Source organism: Clostridium transplantifaecale, assembly GCF_900626075.1.
Taxonomy (GTDB): domain Bacteria; phylum Bacillota; class Clostridia; order Lachnospirales; family Lachnospiraceae; genus Otoolea; species Otoolea transplantifaecalis.
This window is the reverse complement of sequence record NZ_UYZY01000003.1, coordinates 427,398-446,077: the sequence shown is the minus strand read 5'-3', so window position 1 is coordinate 446,077 and position 18,680 is coordinate 427,398. Positions and strand designations below refer to the sequence as shown.

Below are 18,680 nucleotides of genomic sequence, written 5' to 3'. Positions count from 1 at the left end.
TCCACCTTTACGGATGACGGCGGGGAGCATCTGCCCGTCTCTCACCGCCATCAAATGATTAGTTTTCGTTAATCATCGTGACCAGTTCCCTGGCCTTTCTGCTGACATTCTCAACTGATTCAACGCTCAGATGAATTACGTCGTGCTCATTGTGGTTCGTCTCATAAGCCTCACCAAATGTGCGTATGTATTCTTTTCTCAAATCCGAACCGTAATTAATCTTAATCAGGCCGTGTTTCTTCGCCTCCCATATTACTTCCTTCGGGATTCCGGAACCGCCGTGAAGCACCAGCGGAACGGAGGAAACTTCATTTATTTTTGCCAGCAGCGGGATATCAATCTGGGGATTCAGGCACAGCCCATGGACATTACCCACGGATACGGCCAGGGTATCACAGCCCGTCTGCTCCACAAAGTCGGCCACCATCGCCGGATCAGTCTTGCACTCCGCCTCATTTACCACATCCTCTTCTTTTCCCTGGAGGGCGCCGAGTTCCGCTTCCACCGGAATACCGTAGAAATGGCAGTATTCGGCGGCGCGGCGGCACTCTTTTACATTTTCCTCAAACGGTAAGTGGGAGGCGTCAATCATGATGGAGGTAAATCCGGCATCCACGCATGCTTTAACGTCCTCAAAGGACTTGCCGTGATCCAGGTGAAGCCCGATCGGCGTATCCGAATTTTTAACGGCATCCTGCGCTATCATGGCAATGATGCGCGGATTGGAAAGCCGCAGGTTATTGGAGGATATCTGAATATATCCAGGCAAATCGGCCTCCTGCAGTCCTCTTGCAATCGCATAAGTCATTTCCAGGTTGGTCGTGTTAAACGCCGGTAATACATGATGATATTTCTTGGCAAATTCCATAAGGTCAAAACCATTCACAAGTTTCATAATTCTCTCCTCCATCTTTCTTTTTTATCTCAATTTTCGGGTTGTCACTTGAAGTCATACATTCTTTCGTACAGGATTTTGTATTTCGCGAATTTTTCCATATAATATCCATGCATGGCGGGATCGGGTAAAAATTCTTTTTTAATCTTTACAGCTCTTCTGATTCCTTCTTCCAGGGAAGTGTAGGCCCCCGTGCCTGAAGCGGCCATCAGCATACAGCCCACGGTTCCCGATTCCTCATTTTCCAGGGAAAGAACTTTCATATTAAATATGTCGGCCCGTATCTGAAGCGTCAGTTCGGAGGCTGCGCCTCCTCCCGTCGCCACAATGCGGTTCATCTTTGTCCCCAATGTTTTCAGGCGCTCATAGGACAAATACATCTGGAACGCCATTCCCTCCAGAATCGCCCGGTAAATTTCCTCCGCCCTTGTATGGATGGTGAGGCCGGTGATGGTTCCTCTGGCGTCCATGGAAAGATCCGGATTTCCGGACGAACCGAACTGCGGAAGCACCATGACGTCCGTGCGGATATCCCTGACGGCTCTGTCGATGCAGGAATAGAAATTCTCTCCCTTTGCATCGCACTCCATCTTAAATCCTTTTAAAATGTTGTCCCTCGCCCAGTTTTTGAGCGCTCCGCAGGTTGTCACCTCCAGGCTTGAAAGGTAAGTCCCAGGCAGAATATAGGGAATGCAGGTAAAATCATTTTCTATCATATAAGGCGTCATCATGGCCTCCGGAAGCATTGTGAACAGAAACTCGCATGTTCCCATCCCGCATTCTCCCGCCCCGGTTGTACAAAGGCCGCTTCCCAGGGCCGCGCAGCTCTGGTCGTGGCCCCCGACCACCAGTTTCATATCGGGATTTAGATGAAGCTCCTTTGCCACTCCGGGAAGTATCGTCCCAATCACGGTACACGGTTTCACCGGCGCTGACATCTGTTCCTTCCTGATTCCCGCAAAGCCCAGCAGATCTTCCGACCAGTCCATCTTCCTGATGTCGAAGGCCATGCTGCGGGCCGCCGAGGAATAGCTCACCATCCGTTTCCCGGTCAGCATATATCCGATAAAGTCTTCATAGTAAAGAATGGCGTCCGCCTTTTTCACCGCATCCGTATTCCGGTTCAGCCACATGTATTTGGGAAGGCCGTAAAGCTCGTTGGGAGGGAGGCCTGTGATTTCAAAGATTCTCTGCGCTCCCATTTTTTCTATAATTTCTTCCGTCTCATTAATTCCTCTGGAATCGCCCGTCAGCATGGAATTAGCCAGGGTATTCCCCTCTTTGTCAAGGCAGACCACGGATTCTCCAAGGCTTGTGACGGCCATGGCCTCTATCTTTTCAGGACAGCGCTCCCCCACTTCACGGAGCACCTCTTTTACATTTTTCATGACGGTCTCCGGGTTCAGTTCCCTGTGCCCGCCGCCGCCCAGCTCCTCATATTTTCTGGAAGCTGTAAAAAGTACGTTCCCATCCAGGTCATAGACCAGCATCTTACTTCCGCTGGTTCCGACATCCAGTCCTGCAAATGCCATAGTATCTCCTTTTATGAATTGCCTTTCATTACTGTTGTTTAGAACGGCTCTTCTTGAATACGTCGATGACCACGGCTACCATGATGATGATTCCTTTGAATACGCCCTGCCAGAAGGAGTTGATTCCCATCAGGTTGAGGCCGTTTGTGATAACGCCGATGATCAGAATACCGATAAAGGTGCCGCCCACGGTTCCTACGCCGCCCGACATGCTCGTTCCGCCGATTACAACGGCTGCAATGGCGTCCATCTCAAATCCGTTGCCTAGTGTCGCCGCCGCCGAACCGAGACGGGCCGACCACACGATTCCGCCCACGCCGCAGAGCAGGCCGATGAGGATGTAGGGAAGCATGTTGTATTTTTTCACATTGACGCCGGAGTATTTCGCCGCCGTTTTATTGCCGCCCAGCGCATAGATATAATACCCAAACCGTGTCTTATTTAACAAAATCCAGGTCGCAATCAGGATAACGGCCGCGTAAATAATGATGATTGACACTCCGCCCAGGCTCGTATTGCCGAGCCCCGTATAGGTGGCGTTGCGCACACGGATTGTCACGCCGCCGGAGATAATCTCGGTGAGTCCGCGCCCGATACACTGCGTCGCCAGCGTGGCGACGAATGCGGGAACCTGCAGATACGCGATGGCAAAACCGTTGATGGTTCCCACCAGGGCGCCCACCGCCAGGCAGCTTATCACGGTTACCCATACCGGCGCATTTAAGTTGGTAATCATATAGGCGCCGATAACACCCGTAAGGCCGACGGTGGAACCGACGGAAATATCAATCTCTCCCATCAGAATCGCAAGCAGCATGCCGCAGCAGATGATTGCGTTAACCGAGTTGGATTTTAAAAGGTTTAAAAGGTTCGATGACGTTAAAAATTTCGGTGTTGATACCGAAACAATGATGATAAGCAGGATCAGGCCGATGATCGTTCCGATATTACGCTTCAGATAAGCAGAGCCTGTGAACGGAACCCCCAGTTCCTTCTTCTTTTCCATAGTTGTACCTCCTAAAATTTTTCCTTATTCTCTGTTTGTAGCATACGTCATCATGGATTCCTGGGAGAATTCTTCCTCGGACAGTTCGCCGGTGATTTTTCCCTCACACATGACATAGCACCTGTTGCACATATTGATAATCTCCGGGAGTTCCGAAGAAACCATAATAATCGAAACGCCGTTTGCCGCCAGCTCGTCGATGATGGCGTATATCTCCGCCTTGGAGCCTACGTCGATACCCCTCGTCGGTTCATCCAGAATAATAACCTTTGGATTCTTTGCCAGCCATTTGCTCAAAACCACCTTCTGCTGGTTGCCGCCGCTTAAGTTGCCGGCCAGCTGTTTGGCCGATGTGATTTTAATGGAGAATTTCTTTCTGTAATCCTCCACCATCTTATCCCAGTCCGCCTGTTTTACACCGACTCCCTTTATAAAATCGCTGAGACAGACAAGGCCCATGTTGAACTTAACATCATTTTTGAGAATCAGTCCCTCATCCCTTCTGTCCTCGGATACATAGACGATGCCGTTGTCGATAGCGTCCTGGGGCCTCCTGATTTCCAGCTTTTTGCCGTCCAGGAAAATCTCGCCGCCGGATTTCTGGTAAGCTCCGAATATGGTCTTCATCAGTTCCGTTCTCCTGGCTCCGACAAGTCCTGCGAAACCGACAATCTCACCGTACCTGGCATGGAAGTTCACGTCTTTGAAATACTTCTCATGTTCCAGGCCCTTTACTTCGAGGGAAATTCCTTTAATCTCGTGTTTGTTTCTCGTATAGTAGCTGCTCAGTTCGCGGCCTACCATCATCTTGATCAGCTCATCCTTGTCCGCCTCGGGCGTCGGGACGTCTCCAATCATCTTGCCGTCACGCAGGACCACGATCCGGTCGGTAATTGCGAAGAGTTCTTCCAGCCTGTGGGAAATGTAAATGATTCCCACCCCTTTTTTCTTCAGCAGCCTGATAATGTCGAACAGCGTCTCCACCTCGCCCTGGGAAAGGGAGGAGGTCGGCTCATCCATGACCACGATTCTGGCCTCGGCCGACACGGCTTTGATAATCTCCACAAGCTGCTGCATACCGATAGACAAGTCCTCCACCAGCTGTTCCGCCCGGAGGTTTAAGTGCAGATCGTCTATGACCTTCTGCGTCTCCTGTTCCATCCGTTTTGCATCGACAAGCCCGAATTTATCTTTGAGCTCACGCCCCATAAAAACATTCGCCGCAATTGTCCTGGCCGGCACCAGAATGATTTCCTGATGGATAATTCTGATTCCGTTCGCCCCCGCCACGGCGGCAGAATGTATATTTTTCAATTCTCCGTTTATATGTATTTCGCCGGAATCCGCTTTGTAGATTCCGCCCAGTATCTTGATTAATGTTGATTTACCGGCTCCGTTTTCACCGAGGATGGCTACCACTTCCCCTTCTCCGACAGAGAGGTTTACACCGGTCAGTACTACGTTTGAAGCAAATGCTTTCGTTATATTCTGCATCTGTAAGAGTTTTGTTTCGCCCATATGATACCTCGTATTCCCTGAAATGTTTCTATCTGCAGTCAATAAATGGTCCGGCTCAAATCTTGTTTTGAGCCGAACCACGTAATCAAAAACTCTGCTGTTACGCTCCAGGCCGGCAGCTCCCGTGGGGGGCGGCGCTGAAAGGTAACATATTTTACACGTCAGCCAATTCTATGTCATTCTTTGTCATCCTGTTACAAAATGGTTCTCTGTCTGACTGTGGTTAGTCAAGGGAATCCCATGCGTCAAGATCGTATTTGTCGATATTGTCTGCCGTAATGCTGTAGGATTCGATGCTTGTATTAAATGTGATTTCTTTTCCGTTTAAAAGATCAACGGCTTCTTTTACTCCCATGTATCCCATGTATGTAGGTCTCTGGGCGGAGCTCTGTACCATTGTGCCGTCTTTGATGGCATGTTTTCCGATTGGAGCGCCGTCTTTGCCGAGGATATCGATGGTTCCTGTCTTGCCTGCTTCTTCTACTGCCTGTACTGCGCCTAACGCGGATGTATCGTTGATTGCGTAGATTACGTCGATGTTGTCATGAGCCTGAAGGGCATCGGATACAACTTCGAATGCTGCGTCTGTGGCGCCTTTGCCTTCTACTACCTGAACTTCTACGAATGCATCCGGGTTTTCTACGTTTTCTTTAATTCCCTGCCAGAATCCGTCTACGTTGATGATGCAGGATTCAGCTGTCTGAAGGTGCACGATCAGGATATTTGCTCCGTCCGGATGGTTCTCTGCAACCCACTGTCCTGAAAGGTATCCAAGCTGTGTATTGTCGGAAGCGATGATTCCGTCTACCAGTTCGTAATCTTCTTCTTTGATAACATTGTCTACGTTGATGACTTTTACGCCTGCGTCTTTACATGTCTGAAGTACGGTCTGTGCTCCTGCGGAATCGTATGGAATGTATACGAGCGCGTTGATTCCGCTTGCGATCATATCGTCAATCTGGGAAGCCTGTTTGGTCGGGTCGTTCTGCGGATCAAAATAAATCAGCTCACATCCCAGCTCCTCACATGCCGTCTGGACACCTGTTAAAACTGCGGTGAAATATTCATTTGTCAATGTGTATGGAGAAAAGCCGATTGTGTAGTTCCCCTCTTTTGCTGCTTCTTCCACTGCCTCCGTCACTGCATCTGCAGCTGCTTCTGCTGTGGACTCTGCCGGAGCCGCCGTTGTTTCGGCTGCTTTCTGTCCGCCGCAGGCTGTCATGGAAAGCACCATTGCACCTGCTAAAATTACAGATAATAATTTTTTCATAAAAATATCCTCCTTCTCGCTTTTTTTGAATTAGCTGAGCTCTATTTGATTGTACGAACATATTAGCACATCGGTTTTTGTACTTCAATGCCAATTATGCCTAAATTTAAATGTCTTTTTTTGTCATAATTGTACAGTTAACGTTCGATTTTTTATTGATTTTTGTTCTTTTATGTTCGATATTGAAAATTTTTCTAAGACAAATGAGAACCGCTTGCGTTTCAAAGGGATCCTTCGGATTGTTCGATGTTCGTTTCAGTTCGTTTCATTCAGGGGAAATGATTGGTTTTAGGAGAGAAAAACAGATTTTTTCGGCGCCGCAACACCGGAATAGACAGCAGGCGGCCGGAAGGACGGTGGTTACAGAGGTGCAAAAAGCGCTGCAGGCTATGCCCGCAGCGCTCTGTCATGCGTTACGCGATTATGACTTCCACATTATACTTTCTGAGCAGGTTCATTCCCTCCTCGTCGATCCCGGCGTCGGTGATTACCGCATCCACCTGGGAGAGGGCGGCAAATTCGTTTAAGTCGTAGGTGTTGAATTTGGAGGAATCCGTCAGCAGATAAATCCTCTTGGCCACGGAAAAAATAGAGCTTTTGAATCTGGCCTCCGGGGAGTATCCGTCATAGAGCCTGCCGTCTGTTCCAATGGCTGCGGCGCCGAGAAATGCCGTGTCGAGCTGATACTTCCTGATCTGTTCTTCGGCCACGCTGCCGGAACTGCAATTGGTGATGCGTATCATCTCACCCCCCAGCATAATGACGGAGAGATTGTCAAAGGAAAGGGCATGTTCCGCCACCTTCAGATGGTTCGTCACAATCACCGCCCGCGTCTCGTCGTCCATATAGTTCAGAATAATTCTCGTCGTGGAGCCCGCGTCGATGAAAATCCTCTGTCCGTTTTTTATAAGGGTGGCCGCTTTTGCCGCAATCTTCTCTTTGGCCTCTTTGTTGGAAATACGGGATTCATCAAATGAAATCATCCTGACAACAGGCTGGTTCGCCATCAGCGCCCCTCCATGGGTTCTTGTAATATTGTACTGCCGGGCCAGAAGATTCAAATCCCTTCGCGCCGTCATCTCGGAAATTCCGAACCGCGCTGCCAGTTCATTCACCTCTACCTTATGCTGCTTCTGCAGAATGTCGAGTATGGCCAGACATCTTTCGCTCTTGTTCACGGGGGCACCATCCTTTTTCACAGTTTTTGAAAATTCTTACAGTCTGATACAATTATTATAGCATTAAAACGAACATATTCAAGCATATATTCAGACACCGCTCTTTCCTTTCATCCGGAGCCGGGCCGCGAATTTCACCGCCTCATACCAGAAAACAGAAACCGCGGAAACCGCCGCGGTAACGGCAAGCTGGCACGCCGTGAGCGGCTCCAGTTTCAGGAAGCTGCCTGCGGGAGAATAAAATATCACCGCTGGCATGACGAGCATTCCAGCAAACGCCGCCTGCATCCCACGGTCTTTCAAAAGGCGAAACAGGGACCGGAATGCGGGCTCCGTGTCCGAGCAGTTGACAAGCACCAGAAACAGGTTTGAAATCATGATAACCATCAGCCCCATGGAACGGGAGGCCGCCGCCTTTTCCGGGCACCCTCCCATCCGGCAGTAATAAACTGCAAAGGATGCCAGAGAAATCGCAAGTCCCTGAAGTACGCTTTTTACCAATACATGGCGCGTCAGCAGCCTGCCGCACGACTGTCCCGGTTTCCGTTCCATAATCCCCTTCTCGGCGGGCTGGCGTTCCAGCACGATGGAACAGGTCGGATCGATAATCAGTTCCAGCAGCACGATATGGACGGGCAGCAGCATCTGGGCGTCCGGGGATGTTTTAAGAAGAGGCGGAAGGAGGGAGGTAAATATGATAGGCAGATGGATGGTGAGAATATAGCCGACGGCCCGGCGGATATTATCATAGATACGCCGTCCGTCCCTGACGGTTTCCACGATCGTCGTAAAATTGTCATCCATCAGGATCAGGTCGGCCGCCTCTCTCGATACTTCGCTTCCCCTCATTCCCATCGCAATTCCGATATCGGCATACTTAAGGGCCGGGGCGTCATTGACGCCGTCTCCCGTCATGGCTACCACCTCACCGTTCTTTTTAAATGCCTTAACAATCCGCATTTTATGCTCCGGAATTACTCTTGAGAAAACGGACGACTTTTTCACCGCTTCGCACAGCTCTTCCTCCGTCATCTGCGAAAGTTCATCTCCTGTGACGACGGATCCGCCCTCAATTCCAATCTGTCCGGCTACCGAGGCCGCCGTCTCCCCGTTATCGCCGGTGATCATGACGACACGGATACCGGCTTTCCGGCACACTTCAATATCTTCCCGGATCCCCTCCCTCGGAGGATCGGAAAGGCCGATCAGGCCGCAGAGGGCAAGTTCCCAGTCCTCCGGTTCTTCGGGAAAATTCGCTTCTCCCATTCCCAGCTCCTCCCTGCATGCCGCGGCTACTGCGATGACACGGAGGCCCCTTGCCGCCATGGAGGCGCATACGCTTAGGGCCTCCTCCTTCTCAGCGCCGTCTTTGCAGATGGCAATCACTTTCTCCGGCGACCCCTTCACCGCCGCCTCAAGCCGGCCGTTCCGCCGCCAGACATGGCCCATCATCTTTTTCAGGTTGTTAAAGGAGTACTCTTTTACAAGGGTTCCCTCAAACAGCTCTCCCTCGTCAATTCCGTTTTCCCGGCAGTATGCGAGCATCGCCTTCTCCATCGGATCATAGGCCTCCGGCTCGCATCCCATTCCCATGGTCTTAATGAGCTTTCTCCCGTCCCCTTCCACTGCCCAGGTTTCCTGTACGCTCATCTTATTCATCGTGAGCGTCCCCGTCTTATCGCAGCAGAGGACAGTTACCGCCCCCAGCGTCTCCACGGACGGAAGACGGCGCACAAGGGAATGCTTTTTCGCCAGCCTCCAGGCTCCCATTGAGAGAAACACCGTGAGCACCACAGGAAATTCCTCGGGAATCAGGGCCATAGCGAGCGTCACGCCCGAGAGGACGCTCCGCGTTATCCTCTCCTGCATTCCGGTTCCCGGAAGATTCAGATAAGAAAAAACCACCGCCAGGAAAAACAGCGCCGCCGCTATCACGGCACAGATCCGTACCAGACCGGCTGTCTGACGCTGCAGCGGGGTCGGCTCCTCCGGCGCGGAAGCGACACCAAGACCTATCTTTCCATATTCCGTGTTGTTTCCCGTTTTCGTTACCCTTAAGACTGCATTTCCCTGGGTGATGAGTGTCCCGGCATAACAGAAGTTTCCGGCGCTGCCAGGGTTATCACTGCCTGCCGCCCTCTTCCAGACGCCTTCCGATTCACCGGTCAGCATGGATTCATCCACGCAGAAATCACTGCATGAAATAATTGCCGCATCGGCCGGCACACGGTCTCCCTCGCACAGGAAGAAGACATCTCCCGGCACCAGTTCCTCGCCCTGAATTATCTGTTCTCTTTTATCCCGGATCACTTTAACACGGGGCGCCGTCATCCGTTTCAGGGCGGCTAGTGTGCGGTCCGTTTTCCATTCCTGTATTACGTCAATCCCGACGACACCCGTGATAAATACAAACATGACGGCCCCATCCCCCGGCTCCCCCAGGATGAAATATACAATCGCCGCGAAAAAGAGCAGAAGAAACATCGGTTCTTTCAAAATGTGGACTGCTTTCTTTATAAATTTCCCTTTTCTTTCGGTTGTCAGCTCGTTTTTTCCAAATCGTTCCTGCAACGCTGCAGCTTCGGCAGAGGTAAGCCCTGCCTGCTCTCTGTCTGTGTCTGCCATAGAAACCTCCTGATTCATGTGATATTGGTGATTGCCCATCCTGAACGGAGGGCTTTTTTATATCATAGGAGCACTTTCCTCTGATATAAAAAAAGCACACCTGCGGAACAATTAACTGTCCCGCAGATGTGCTGATGCACTGTCTGCTGCCGCTTTAATGCGGCCCGGCATTGGTTTAAAACGCTGCCTGCTCTCTGTATCATATGCGGAGGTCATGCGGTTTGCTATAGGTATTTAATTGAGATGTGAGGACGCCTCTGTAAGACGGTGGACGGGGGAGTGGGAGGGTGTGTATGAGTCTTCAGTCCCGGTTTGTAAGTTGTGGTGAGGGGGAATCCAGGAGAAAAAATTCCTTCGGGGACTCGCTCCCGCTTGTGGAATGCGCAGCGGATGCTAGATTCGAAAATACCTCATCAAGCACCGGCGGATTCCAAGGTCTCCCTTCGGAAAGTTTTCTCCTTCCTTCCCCGGGCAGGTTGTCGGTGGGACTGAAGACTCAGGGAAGGTTATTGCCCCGTCCGCCGGCTTCAGGGGCTGATTGTCTCTTTCGTCAAGTGTGGTGGTGGTATTGTCGCGGCCACGATATAGTCGTAACTATTTTACATTCTGATGATATCCTGGGATGCATAAAAAGAGGATCAGAATAAACACTCTAAGATTATAAGTTTACATAGTTTTATAGTGAACAGGATGTAGTGTTCAGGCATCCGGGGAAACGTAGTGGCAGCGGCAAGCGCCTCCCCCATTGAAGAAAGAGGACAGCGAAGCCGCCGCAGGCCGGGGGCCGGGCAGCATCTTGGCTGAGTCTTTCGTCCCGGCCATAACCTTCCTGCGGGGAAGAAGGGAGAAAAAGATTCCGGAGGGAACCTGGGAGTTCATCGGCACTTACCGAGGTTTTTTCGAGGTTAGTGACCGCTATGTACTCCAACGAGCGAAAGCGTTTCCCGCAGGAACTTTTTCTGCCCGGATTCCCCGCCCGCGACACCCTGACGCCCGGGACGAAAGACGCATCGATCCCCCTCCCCCCCCCGACCCCCGCCTGACGGCGGCGTCCTCATTTCTCAATCAAATATCATCAGAAACCGCGCCCCTTTTAATCGTGTTTTATCGCCTCCAATGCCGGAATTTCCACTGCTTTCGACGCAGGATAATAACCGGCTCCCACTCCGATGAAGACGGAAAACAAAACGGCGAAGACGGCCAGCCACCAGGGAATCACGGACAGGCCTCCTGCCGGTCCCATCATATCGCCACCCATATCCGAAAAGGCAGATGAAGACGCCTGGCCTGCCGCCAGGTTCATGATGGCTGAAACCCCGTAGCTTAAAATAACGCCTGCCACGCCTCCGGCAAAGCCGATGCAGCCGGCTTCCAGCAGAAAGATTTTCCTAATATCCTTCACAAAGCATCCCAGGGACTTCATCACTCCAATCTCTTTGGTCCGTTCGGATATGGACATGATCATGGTGTTGGTGATGCCGAGGGCGGCGACAAACAGGGATACCGCGCCGATTCCGGCAAACATCATCTGCTTTTGCCTCGCCTCCCGCTCCATCGGCTTTCTGATACTTTCCATGGAACTGGTACGGAACCCAAGCGCTTTAATCTGTTTTTCCACCCCGGCCACGTCTTTGATGTCTTTCACCTTGACCATGGCGCTTGAATACCCCTTCTTCCTCTTCACCTTTTTTCCGCTCAGCCTGGCCTGCTGGTCCAGCAGATCCTGTAAATCGCCCAGGCTCATGATAAGCCCCATGGAAGTTTCCATTCCTTTGCCGTAGTCTTCCTTCATAACTCCGGCCGTCTCAAATTTCTTTGTTACCTTTTTATCGTCTTCACCACCGTCGGAAAACTCCGCGGTTATTTCCGTTTTCATCGGTTCAAAATAGGGCGCCGGTTTAACCGGCATTCCATTTGCGTCAAATTCGCCGCCGTACATGTCAATCGTATTTCTTCCCTCCGGCCGTTTTGTATCTTCAAAATTGTATGCAAAATCCTGTCCTGCAAAGATTTTTCCCGGTTTCCACTGTTCAAAGCTCCCTTCGGACAGCTTATATCCCATCGTTTCCGCCTCTTTTATATCAATGCCGGCGATTTCGGCGTAAGTGGTGCGGTACCGGTTATTTTTGCCCGCATAGAGTGTTACCGTGACATTCTGTGCCGTGAGCTTGGGGGAAACGGCCTCCACCCCCTTTATCTGCTTCATCTTACCGATTGCCTGGGTATTGATTCCGGAACTGTTTGCATTTTTCCCGGTCGGATAGACTGTGATGATAGTCAGATCTCCCATCTGGGCCAATGCACTCTCCTGCGCCTGCTTCATCCCGATTCCGATTGATATCATAATGACAACGGAGCAGCAGCCTATGATGACTCCCAGCACGGTCAGCATGGTCCTGGCCTTATGGCGGCTCAGGTTTTGTAAGCAGACCGTAATCAGATCCTTTATTCTCATTGTCTCGGCTCATCCTCCTCTTCTGCCCCCGGCTCATCACCAAAGAAGGCTTTTTCCCAGTCCTCGTCCATATCTTTTTCCTGCTCCTCTTCTTTTCCCGCTCTTTTCTTTGCGGCTTTTACTGCGGCGGCGATGATGATAAGCAGAGCCGTTCCCGCCGCTGCCAGAGGAATGAGCGGAAGGCCTTTTCTTCCTTCCGGTTCCTCCGGGAAAACATCGGTCATCTGTTCCTGTGCCTCGGCAACGGTGACGTTGAGCGGCACTTCCTCCGTTTTCACCTGCATCGCCTCATCCTCATAGGTCACGATGATCTTTCCCTCAAATACTCCCTGATTCTGCGGCGTCACCACAAAGTCGATGGTTCCGCTCTTACCCGCCTCAAAATTCCCGAGAGTCAGGTCTTTTTCCAGGGCGTTTATGTCGCCCACCAGTTTTGCCTCCACATTGAAGACCTGGCCCCTGCCCTTATTGACGTAGGGAACGGAAATTGTGCCCTCCTCATTCTGACGGAAATTTTCCGAATAAACGGGTGTTTTCAGTTCAAAACGGTCGGGCTGATAGACCGGGATTGCTATGGTCTCCGTGGATGTCGCCTGTTTTCTCTCCTTACCGTCCACATATTCGTACTTGAACGTGATGGTGATTTTGGGTGACTGGAGTTTGGACTGGAAAAGCGCCTGCACTTTCACGGTCTGTTTACTTGCTTCTCCCGCTCCCAGCTTCGGTATGTACACGGTGTTGGAGGAGGAGTTGATGGAAATACCCTCTCCCGTATCCAGGGACACCACCACATTCTCGGCAGCGGCCAGGCTGCTTGTGTTGGCCATCTCCATTTCCAGATCAAAGACCTGGCCGGCGGTGACTTTTTCACCGTACGAATAATTACGGATTATGATATTTGGGGTGGGGATATTCATTTTCCCGCCCTTTCCTTCCGTTGGTATTACGATCTTTTCGGAAACACTGCCCTGCGTGGCTCCCTTATCCGAATCATAATCAAATTTAAGGGTCAGGCCCAGCAGTTGGGAGGCGGCTCCGTTTAACTCGCTCCCCGCCTGGAGACGCACCGGAACCTCAATCGCCGCACCGGCCTTCAGCTCCCCAAGCTGTTTTGTATCGGTCGTATCCAGCAGGAAAATCTGGTCGTTCGGTTCCATGACTGCGGAGAGATTGCGGATGTCCTTATCTTTGCTGGTGTTTTCAAGCCTTATCAACACGTTGAACGCTTCCCCAGCTTTTACGGGACCTGCCGCCCCAATGCGGCTGATCCCGATCACCGGCTGGCCGGATATCCCGCCGCGAACCGGTATCTGTACTTTCTGGGAGAGCGAACCGCTCGTCAGGTTGCCCCCTGAGTAATAATTGTATTTCATCTCCACGTCGAGAGATTGTGACGGGCCCGGAAGTTCCTGTCCCGCCGTCATCTTCACGGTGATTTTTTTCTTTTGCTTCGTACCGATGTAATTGACTATCTGGGAACTGGTATCATCGGTAATAAAAAGAGAATTGCCCGGCGTCACGCTGACCACCATATCCTGGATGTCGGAATCTCCGCTGGTGTTTTCAAGCTCCAATTCCAGTGAAAACGGTTCTCCCGGCCCGATGGAAGTCTGCGGGCTTATCCGCTTTACCCGGATGACCGGCTGCCCCGTCGTCTCGGAGTCGTCGCTGCCGCCATCATATTCCTCGCACTCGCTGATCTCGGCTTCCACTGTCTCCGACGGAATGCCCGACTTTTTATAATTCACCTTCAGGCGGAGTGTATTTCCCTTTCCTGAATAGGTGGTTTTCGGGATGGTCACCGTGAATTCCAGCGGTTCGTCGCGCTCCGAGGTAACCTTTACTTTCGCCGCACCGGCATTTCTGAAGCTGTCCGACAGCTTAGAGACGGAAACGCCGTTCTTTCCCACTTCCTCTGTCTTTAGTCCGTCAGCCCTGACGGAGACAACCAGTTTGACCTGCTTTCCTTTTCTGATATTGCTCACCGAGGTCTTATTGCTCCCCGCCGTGTATACCTCGTATCCGTCCACTGTCAGATTGCCGGATTCCTCACCGCCCTCACTTCCCGAGGGGCCTTTCTCCCTGCCTCCCTGCTCCGTATTTCCCGCTGCCGTACTTCCTGCGTCCATACTTCCACTTCCTGCCGCTGCCTCTGCCGCCGCAGGAGCAGATAACTCCTCCGCCCTCACCGGGCCGCATGTCCCGAGCGCTATCATCAGGCTCAGAATCCATGTAACTGTCCGTTTTGCCGCCAATTTACCCTTCATCTCTATCTTTTCCTTTCATCTCCGATTATATTTCCGTCTACCAGTGTCACAATCCGGTCTGCGTACCGCGACATGCCCGGATCGTGGGTAACCAGTATTATGGTCTGCTCATACTTCCTTGCAAATCCCGTTATCATTTTCATAATGTCCGCCGTTGTCCTTGAATCCAGGTTACCCGTCGGTTCATCGGCAAAAACAACCTGTGGCCTTGTCACAAACGCCCTGGCGATTCCGGCCCTCTGCTGCTGTCCTCCCGACATTTGTCCGGGATAGTGATGCAGCCTGTGGGAAAGGCCGACCTTCCTTAAGAGTCCTTCCGCTATTTTTTCTCTCTTGTCTTTCTCCATTCCCCGGAACATCAGGGGCATGGCCGTATTCTCAATAGCCGTCATGGAAGGAAGAAGGTTATAGGACTGAAAGATAAACCCGATATACTTCTGTCTGAAGGCCGCAAGTTCCTCCTCGCTCATCCTGGACACACAGTGCCCCTGGATCAGGACCTCCCCCCTCGTCGGTTTTTCCATTCCCGCCAGCTGGTTCAGCAGCGTGCTCTTTCCCGAACCCGAGGTGCCGAAGATACAGCAGATTTCTCCTTTATAGATAGTAAGATTGATTCTGTTTAGGGCAACCACTTCCTCATCACCCATCCTGTATACTTTTCTGACATTTTTTACCTGTATTGCCGGTTCTCTTCTCTCCATTATTTTCCTCCCGTTGTTATAGCGGAATCTTACAGGATAAAAACTCAAAAAATATATCATGTAAATCTGAAGAAATCTTAAGACGTTCCCGTAAAACAACGGAAATCACGTTTCGTGAACTTTTTATTGCCGCTCAGCAAAAAGAGGAAGCGGCCGCCTGCTGATGCAGACTGCCGCTTCCTCTTTTCACTTTATTCACTCTCTTGCAACCTCAAACTCCTGCGCTCCGAACGCTCCCGGCGCTATCTCGTATTTGTCGAATACAATCACCGGGTTGCCGCTCCGGCCGATATAAAACTTTGTCGTTTCATCGACCGTACTGAATCCGTCTATCCCGCTGCTTCCATCCCAATATACGAGATCCCGGTTTTGGGCCATGCGCTCTTTCATCTGTGTTTGAATGCTCTCATTAGCTCTGTTCACGTAATCCGGGCCCAGTAAATCCTCCAGCGTAATCTTTTTCCCGTTCTTCAAATCCAGATTATAGTAATAGCGGATTCCGTATGCGGAGGTCCAGTTTTCATTCGCCGTCACCTCCAGGGAAAGGATATCTTCCGTCTCATATTTCACCTCGTAACCCGCATCCACCTTAATGCCTTTTTCCGCAAATTCCGCTTCGGTGCCTCCCGTAGCCAGGAATGCCTCTTTGTACTCCGCAATCCTCTTTTCGGCGCCGGCCTTATATTCTTCCATAATCTTTTCAATTTCACGGTTCACGTCGGCGGCAAGGCGTCCGGAGGTCTCATTGCCCGATTCTTCCTGAATCTCAGGGATTTCCACATGAATTTCTTTCTCTACGTCGGCCATGTCATAATTTCTGAACGTCAGCACTTTGGAGACGGCGCCGATGATAGGAAGCTGCTTTGCCGTCGCGGCAAACGCCTCACTCGTGTTAAGTCCTGTGATAAAACATATCATCAGAGCTGCGGCCGCTGCGGCTGCAGTCCTTCCATAATGCTTTCTTCTCCTCATTGGAACCACCTTTCTCTTATTCTGTCTTCCCGTGCCCTGCTCCAGAGCCTTCTGTACGGCCTGGCCGAGTTCTTCGGGAATTTCCATCGACTCATAAATTTTCTTCGTTCTTCCTATATCCTGTTCCAGTTTTCTCCGCCTCATCTGATTTCCTCCTTCAGCTTCTTTTCAAGACGCCTGAGCCCCGAATACAGACGGTATTTTACAGAACCCAGCCCGCTCCCCGTCGCCCGGCTGATTTCTTCCAGGGAAAAATCCTCATAGAATCTTAAAATAATCACCGTCCTGATTTTCTCCGGCAGTTCCTGTATCCGGCGGTACATATCCCAGTCATACGGTTCCAGCTCCGGTTCACTCTCCTGCATCCTGTACACCTGTTCCGGTTCGAAGGCGACTTCCCGTCTCCCTTTTCTCATATATCCGTAACATTCGTTGAGCAGTACCCTGAAAAACCACGTCTTCATATACTCCGGATTCCTGATGGCCATATAATTCTCCAGCGCTTTTACAATGGCATTCTGGAGAATATCCATTGCATCTTCCCGGTTTCCTGTCTGGCCGACGGCAAATCGGTAAAGCCGCTCCTGATTTTCCGTGATATATGCAACAAGCTCCCTGCGTACATCATCACACATGTTGATCACCTCTCTTAGTTTCTTACTTTTCTGTCCTGTTATTTAGATGAACGATGCTCTTCAAAAGTCTGAGAAAAGGAAAAAAGGGTTCTTATTGATATTAAAAAATCAGAATTCCCGATCTGAGGTAACCGCCGATCAAAAATCCTGATTTTAATGGTGAGTTTTTCTATTCCCCGTCCTGTCCGTCACAACAGACAACGGTTCTGTTTCTTCCGCTGCTTTTCCCCGAATACAGCCTGGCGTCGGCCAGCCGTATCAGCTCCTTCACGTTCTTCGCTTCCCCGTAGTCCGCGATTCCAAACGTTATTGTAATTCTTATTTTTTCTCCACGCCAGTCCATCTCTCTGCCGTTTATAACCGTTCTCAGCTTTTCGACACGTGCAAAAGTCTGTTCCCTGTCCAGCTCTTCGTATACCATCAGAAACTCTTCCCCGCCCCAGCGGAAGGCAAAACCCAGGTGTTCCATATGCTCCGCAACTGCATGTGCGACCATTTTCAGCACCTCATCCCCCGCCTGGTGGCCATAAGTGTCGTTAATCCTTTTAAAATAATCGATGTCTCCCATTGCGGCCGAGAACATCCCATTCTCACGCCCCGCCTTTTCCACGAGACTGTTCAGAACCACATCGCAGCTTCTTCTGTTATAGAGACCGGTCAGCGCGTCCTTTCCCGCCATGGCTTCAATGGAATCCCGCAGGATAACGGCAAAGCGGCTCATCTCCCCAAGCTCATCGGACCGTTCCAGAATCTCCGGTTCCAGACCGGCCGTGAGATCTCCCCTGGCCACGGCCCCGAGGAATTTCTCCGTCTTTTTCAACAGATCGATCACCTTCCTGCTGTAAAAATAGGAGACTCCGATTGCAATGCCAATCATCACGAGCGCCGATACGCAGACCATGAAAATATTGGTATTAATCCGCTTCATCACCACATTGCGGGGCTTCCCGACAAACATCATTCCCACTATGGATTGGTCGGAATTACGGATTGGCTGGTAGTAGCCGAAATAAGGCGTTCCGTTTACAAGAACATGATCAGAAAAATAAGTTTCTCCTCTTCCCAGCACCTTGTCCGTAACCACCGTCTCCGCCGCTGTCCCGATGGCTCTTGCACCGTCGCTGCCTATAATCGTGGTCAGATACCGCTCTTTCCCATAAAACAGGGTGGCATCCACACCTGACGTCTCTTTTAGGTCATCCACCAGCTCATCGCGGCCCTCCAGGCTCTTCCCCCCTTTGAACAGAACCGTTCCCGGCATTTCAAAATCTCCGGGGTACGATACTTCAAAAGTCCGGTAGGAAAAAGTTCCAAGAACCCCCAGGCTGTATCTTACTTCCTCACGCAGGCTGCTGTATATTATCTCTGACGTTATTAACATGACAATCAAGCCGAATGTCAGCAGCGGCACCGCTGATAATAACATCAGGCTTGTTGTCAGTTTTCCTCTTTTCGCTCTCATGATTGACCCTGTCCCGGTAATTTATTGGCTTTATACCTTTCTGTCACTATTTTTTCTATTTTTGTTATTCTTTTACCATTATACTAAATAACCTGGTCCCCTGCAAACGGTATCATCATGATTTGAAAATATTTCCTGTTTTGTCAATACTTCTTTCTTGCCAG

Annotated in this window: 13 protein-coding genes and 1 riboswitch; all 13 genes read right to left on the bottom strand. The window is 50.8% G+C overall.

Annotated features, from left to right (window positions below; all coding sequences use genetic code 11):
• Positions 1-58: 58 nt before the first annotated feature.
• The 13 genes from EJL91_RS13495 to EJL91_RS13435 all read right to left on the bottom strand — a co-directional run bounded on the left by EJL91_RS13495 (position 59) and on the right by EJL91_RS13435 (position 18,516).
• Complete coding sequence (locus EJL91_RS13495) at positions 59-895, bottom strand: class II aldolase (protein ID WP_125142487.1); 837 nt, start codon at positions 893-895, stop codon at positions 59-61.
• A gap of 44 nt (positions 896-939) precedes the next feature.
• Entirely contained in the window at positions 940-2,427 is a 1,488-nt protein-coding gene (locus EJL91_RS13490) for an FGGY-family carbohydrate kinase (protein ID WP_125142486.1), read from the bottom strand.
• A 28-nt stretch (positions 2,428-2,455) separates the two neighbouring features.
• Complete coding sequence (locus EJL91_RS13485; RefSeq protein ID WP_125142485.1) at positions 2,456-3,433, bottom strand: ABC transporter permease; 978 nt, start codon at positions 3,431-3,433, stop codon at positions 2,456-2,458.
• 24 nt (positions 3,434-3,457) lie between these two features.
• Positions 3,458-4,951 carry a sugar ABC transporter ATP-binding protein gene (locus EJL91_RS13480; protein WP_125142484.1) on the bottom strand — a complete coding sequence of 498 codons (1,494 nt, stop codon included), beginning with the start codon at positions 4,949-4,951 and terminating at the stop codon, positions 3,458-3,460.
• Positions 4,952-5,174: 223 nt separating this feature from the next.
• Positions 5,175-6,221 (bottom strand): substrate-binding domain-containing protein, encoded by a 1,047-nt coding sequence (locus tag EJL91_RS13475; protein WP_125142483.1) that lies wholly within the window; start codon positions 6,219-6,221, stop codon positions 5,175-5,177.
• A gap of 413 nt (positions 6,222-6,634) precedes the next feature.
• Complete coding sequence (locus EJL91_RS13470) at positions 6,635-7,399, bottom strand: DeoR/GlpR family DNA-binding transcription regulator (RefSeq protein WP_125142482.1); 765 nt, start codon at positions 7,397-7,399, stop codon at positions 6,635-6,637.
• 90 nt (positions 7,400-7,489) lie between these two features.
• The gene (locus tag EJL91_RS13465; RefSeq protein ID WP_125142481.1) at positions 7,490-10,024 is read right to left on the bottom strand and encodes a cation-translocating P-type ATPase; all 2,535 of its coding nucleotides are present in this window, start codon (positions 10,022-10,024) and stop codon (positions 7,490-7,492) included.
• 113 nt (positions 10,025-10,137) lie between these two features.
• Positions 10,138-10,229: riboswitch (NiCo riboswitch) on the bottom strand.
• A gap of 888 nt (positions 10,230-11,117) precedes the next feature.
• Positions 11,118-12,479 carry an ABC transporter permease gene (locus tag EJL91_RS13460; RefSeq protein ID WP_125142480.1) on the bottom strand — a complete coding sequence of 454 codons (1,362 nt, stop codon included), beginning with the start codon at positions 12,477-12,479 and terminating at the stop codon, positions 11,118-11,120.
• Positions 12,476-14,746, bottom strand: coding sequence for a COG1361 S-layer family protein (locus EJL91_RS13455; RefSeq protein WP_243125341.1), 2,271 nt, complete (start codon positions 14,744-14,746; stop codon positions 12,476-12,478). Before EJL91_RS13455 ends, EJL91_RS13460 begins: the two co-directional genes overlap by 4 nt.
• 2 nt (positions 14,747-14,748) lie before the next feature.
• Complete coding sequence (locus EJL91_RS13450; protein WP_125142479.1) at positions 14,749-15,447, bottom strand: ABC transporter ATP-binding protein; 699 nt, start codon at positions 15,445-15,447, stop codon at positions 14,749-14,751.
• A gap of 195 nt (positions 15,448-15,642) precedes the next feature.
• On the bottom strand, positions 15,643-16,563 hold the full coding sequence (locus tag EJL91_RS13445; protein ID WP_243125340.1) for a DUF3298 and DUF4163 domain-containing protein: 921 nt from the start codon (positions 16,561-16,563) through the stop codon (positions 15,643-15,645).
• The gene (locus EJL91_RS13440) at positions 16,560-17,054 is read right to left on the bottom strand and encodes an RNA polymerase sigma factor (protein WP_125142478.1); all 495 of its coding nucleotides are present in this window, start codon (positions 17,052-17,054) and stop codon (positions 16,560-16,562) included. Before EJL91_RS13440 ends, EJL91_RS13445 begins: the two co-directional genes overlap by 4 nt.
• Positions 17,055-17,223: 169 nt before the next feature.
• Positions 17,224-18,516, bottom strand: coding sequence for a sensor domain-containing diguanylate cyclase (locus tag EJL91_RS13435; protein WP_125142477.1), 1,293 nt, complete (start codon positions 18,514-18,516; stop codon positions 17,224-17,226).
• Between the last annotated feature and the right edge of the window lie 164 nt (positions 18,517-18,680).

Coding starts and splice junctions, on each gene's coding strand:
- EJL91_RS13460 (WP_125142480.1), bottom strand. CDS start 12,479: ATGAGAATAAAGGATCTGATTACGGTCTGCTTACAAAACCTGAGCCGC.
- EJL91_RS13445 (WP_243125340.1), bottom strand. CDS start 16,563: ATGAGGCGGAGAAAACTGGAACAGGATATAGGAAGAACGAAGAAAATT.
- EJL91_RS13485 (WP_125142485.1), bottom strand. CDS start 3,433: ATGGAAAAGAAGAAGGAACTGGGGGTTCCGTTCACAGGCTCTGCTTAT.
- EJL91_RS13435 (WP_125142477.1), bottom strand. CDS start 18,516: ATGAGAGCGAAAAGAGGAAAACTGACAACAAGCCTGATGTTATTATCA.
- EJL91_RS13490 (WP_125142486.1), bottom strand. CDS start 2,427: ATGGCATTTGCAGGACTGGATGTCGGAACCAGCGGAAGTAAGATGCTG.
- EJL91_RS13475 (WP_125142483.1), bottom strand. CDS start 6,221: ATGAAAAAATTATTATCTGTAATTTTAGCAGGTGCAATGGTGCTTTCC.
- EJL91_RS13450 (WP_125142479.1), bottom strand. CDS start 15,447: ATGGAGAGAAGAGAACCGGCAATACAGGTAAAAAATGTCAGAAAAGTA.
- EJL91_RS13480 (WP_125142484.1), bottom strand. CDS start 4,951: ATGGGCGAAACAAAACTCTTACAGATGCAGAATATAACGAAAGCATTT.
- EJL91_RS13495 (WP_125142487.1), bottom strand. CDS start 895: ATGAAACTTGTGAATGGTTTTGACCTTATGGAATTTGCCAAGAAATAT.
- EJL91_RS13465 (WP_125142481.1), bottom strand. CDS start 10,024: ATGGCAGACACAGACAGAGAGCAGGCAGGGCTTACCTCTGCCGAAGCT.
- EJL91_RS13455 (WP_243125341.1), bottom strand. CDS start 14,746: ATGAAGGGTAAATTGGCGGCAAAACGGACAGTTACATGGATTCTGAGC.
- EJL91_RS13440 (WP_125142478.1), bottom strand. CDS start 17,054: ATGTGTGATGATGTACGCAGGGAGCTTGTTGCATATATCACGGAAAAT.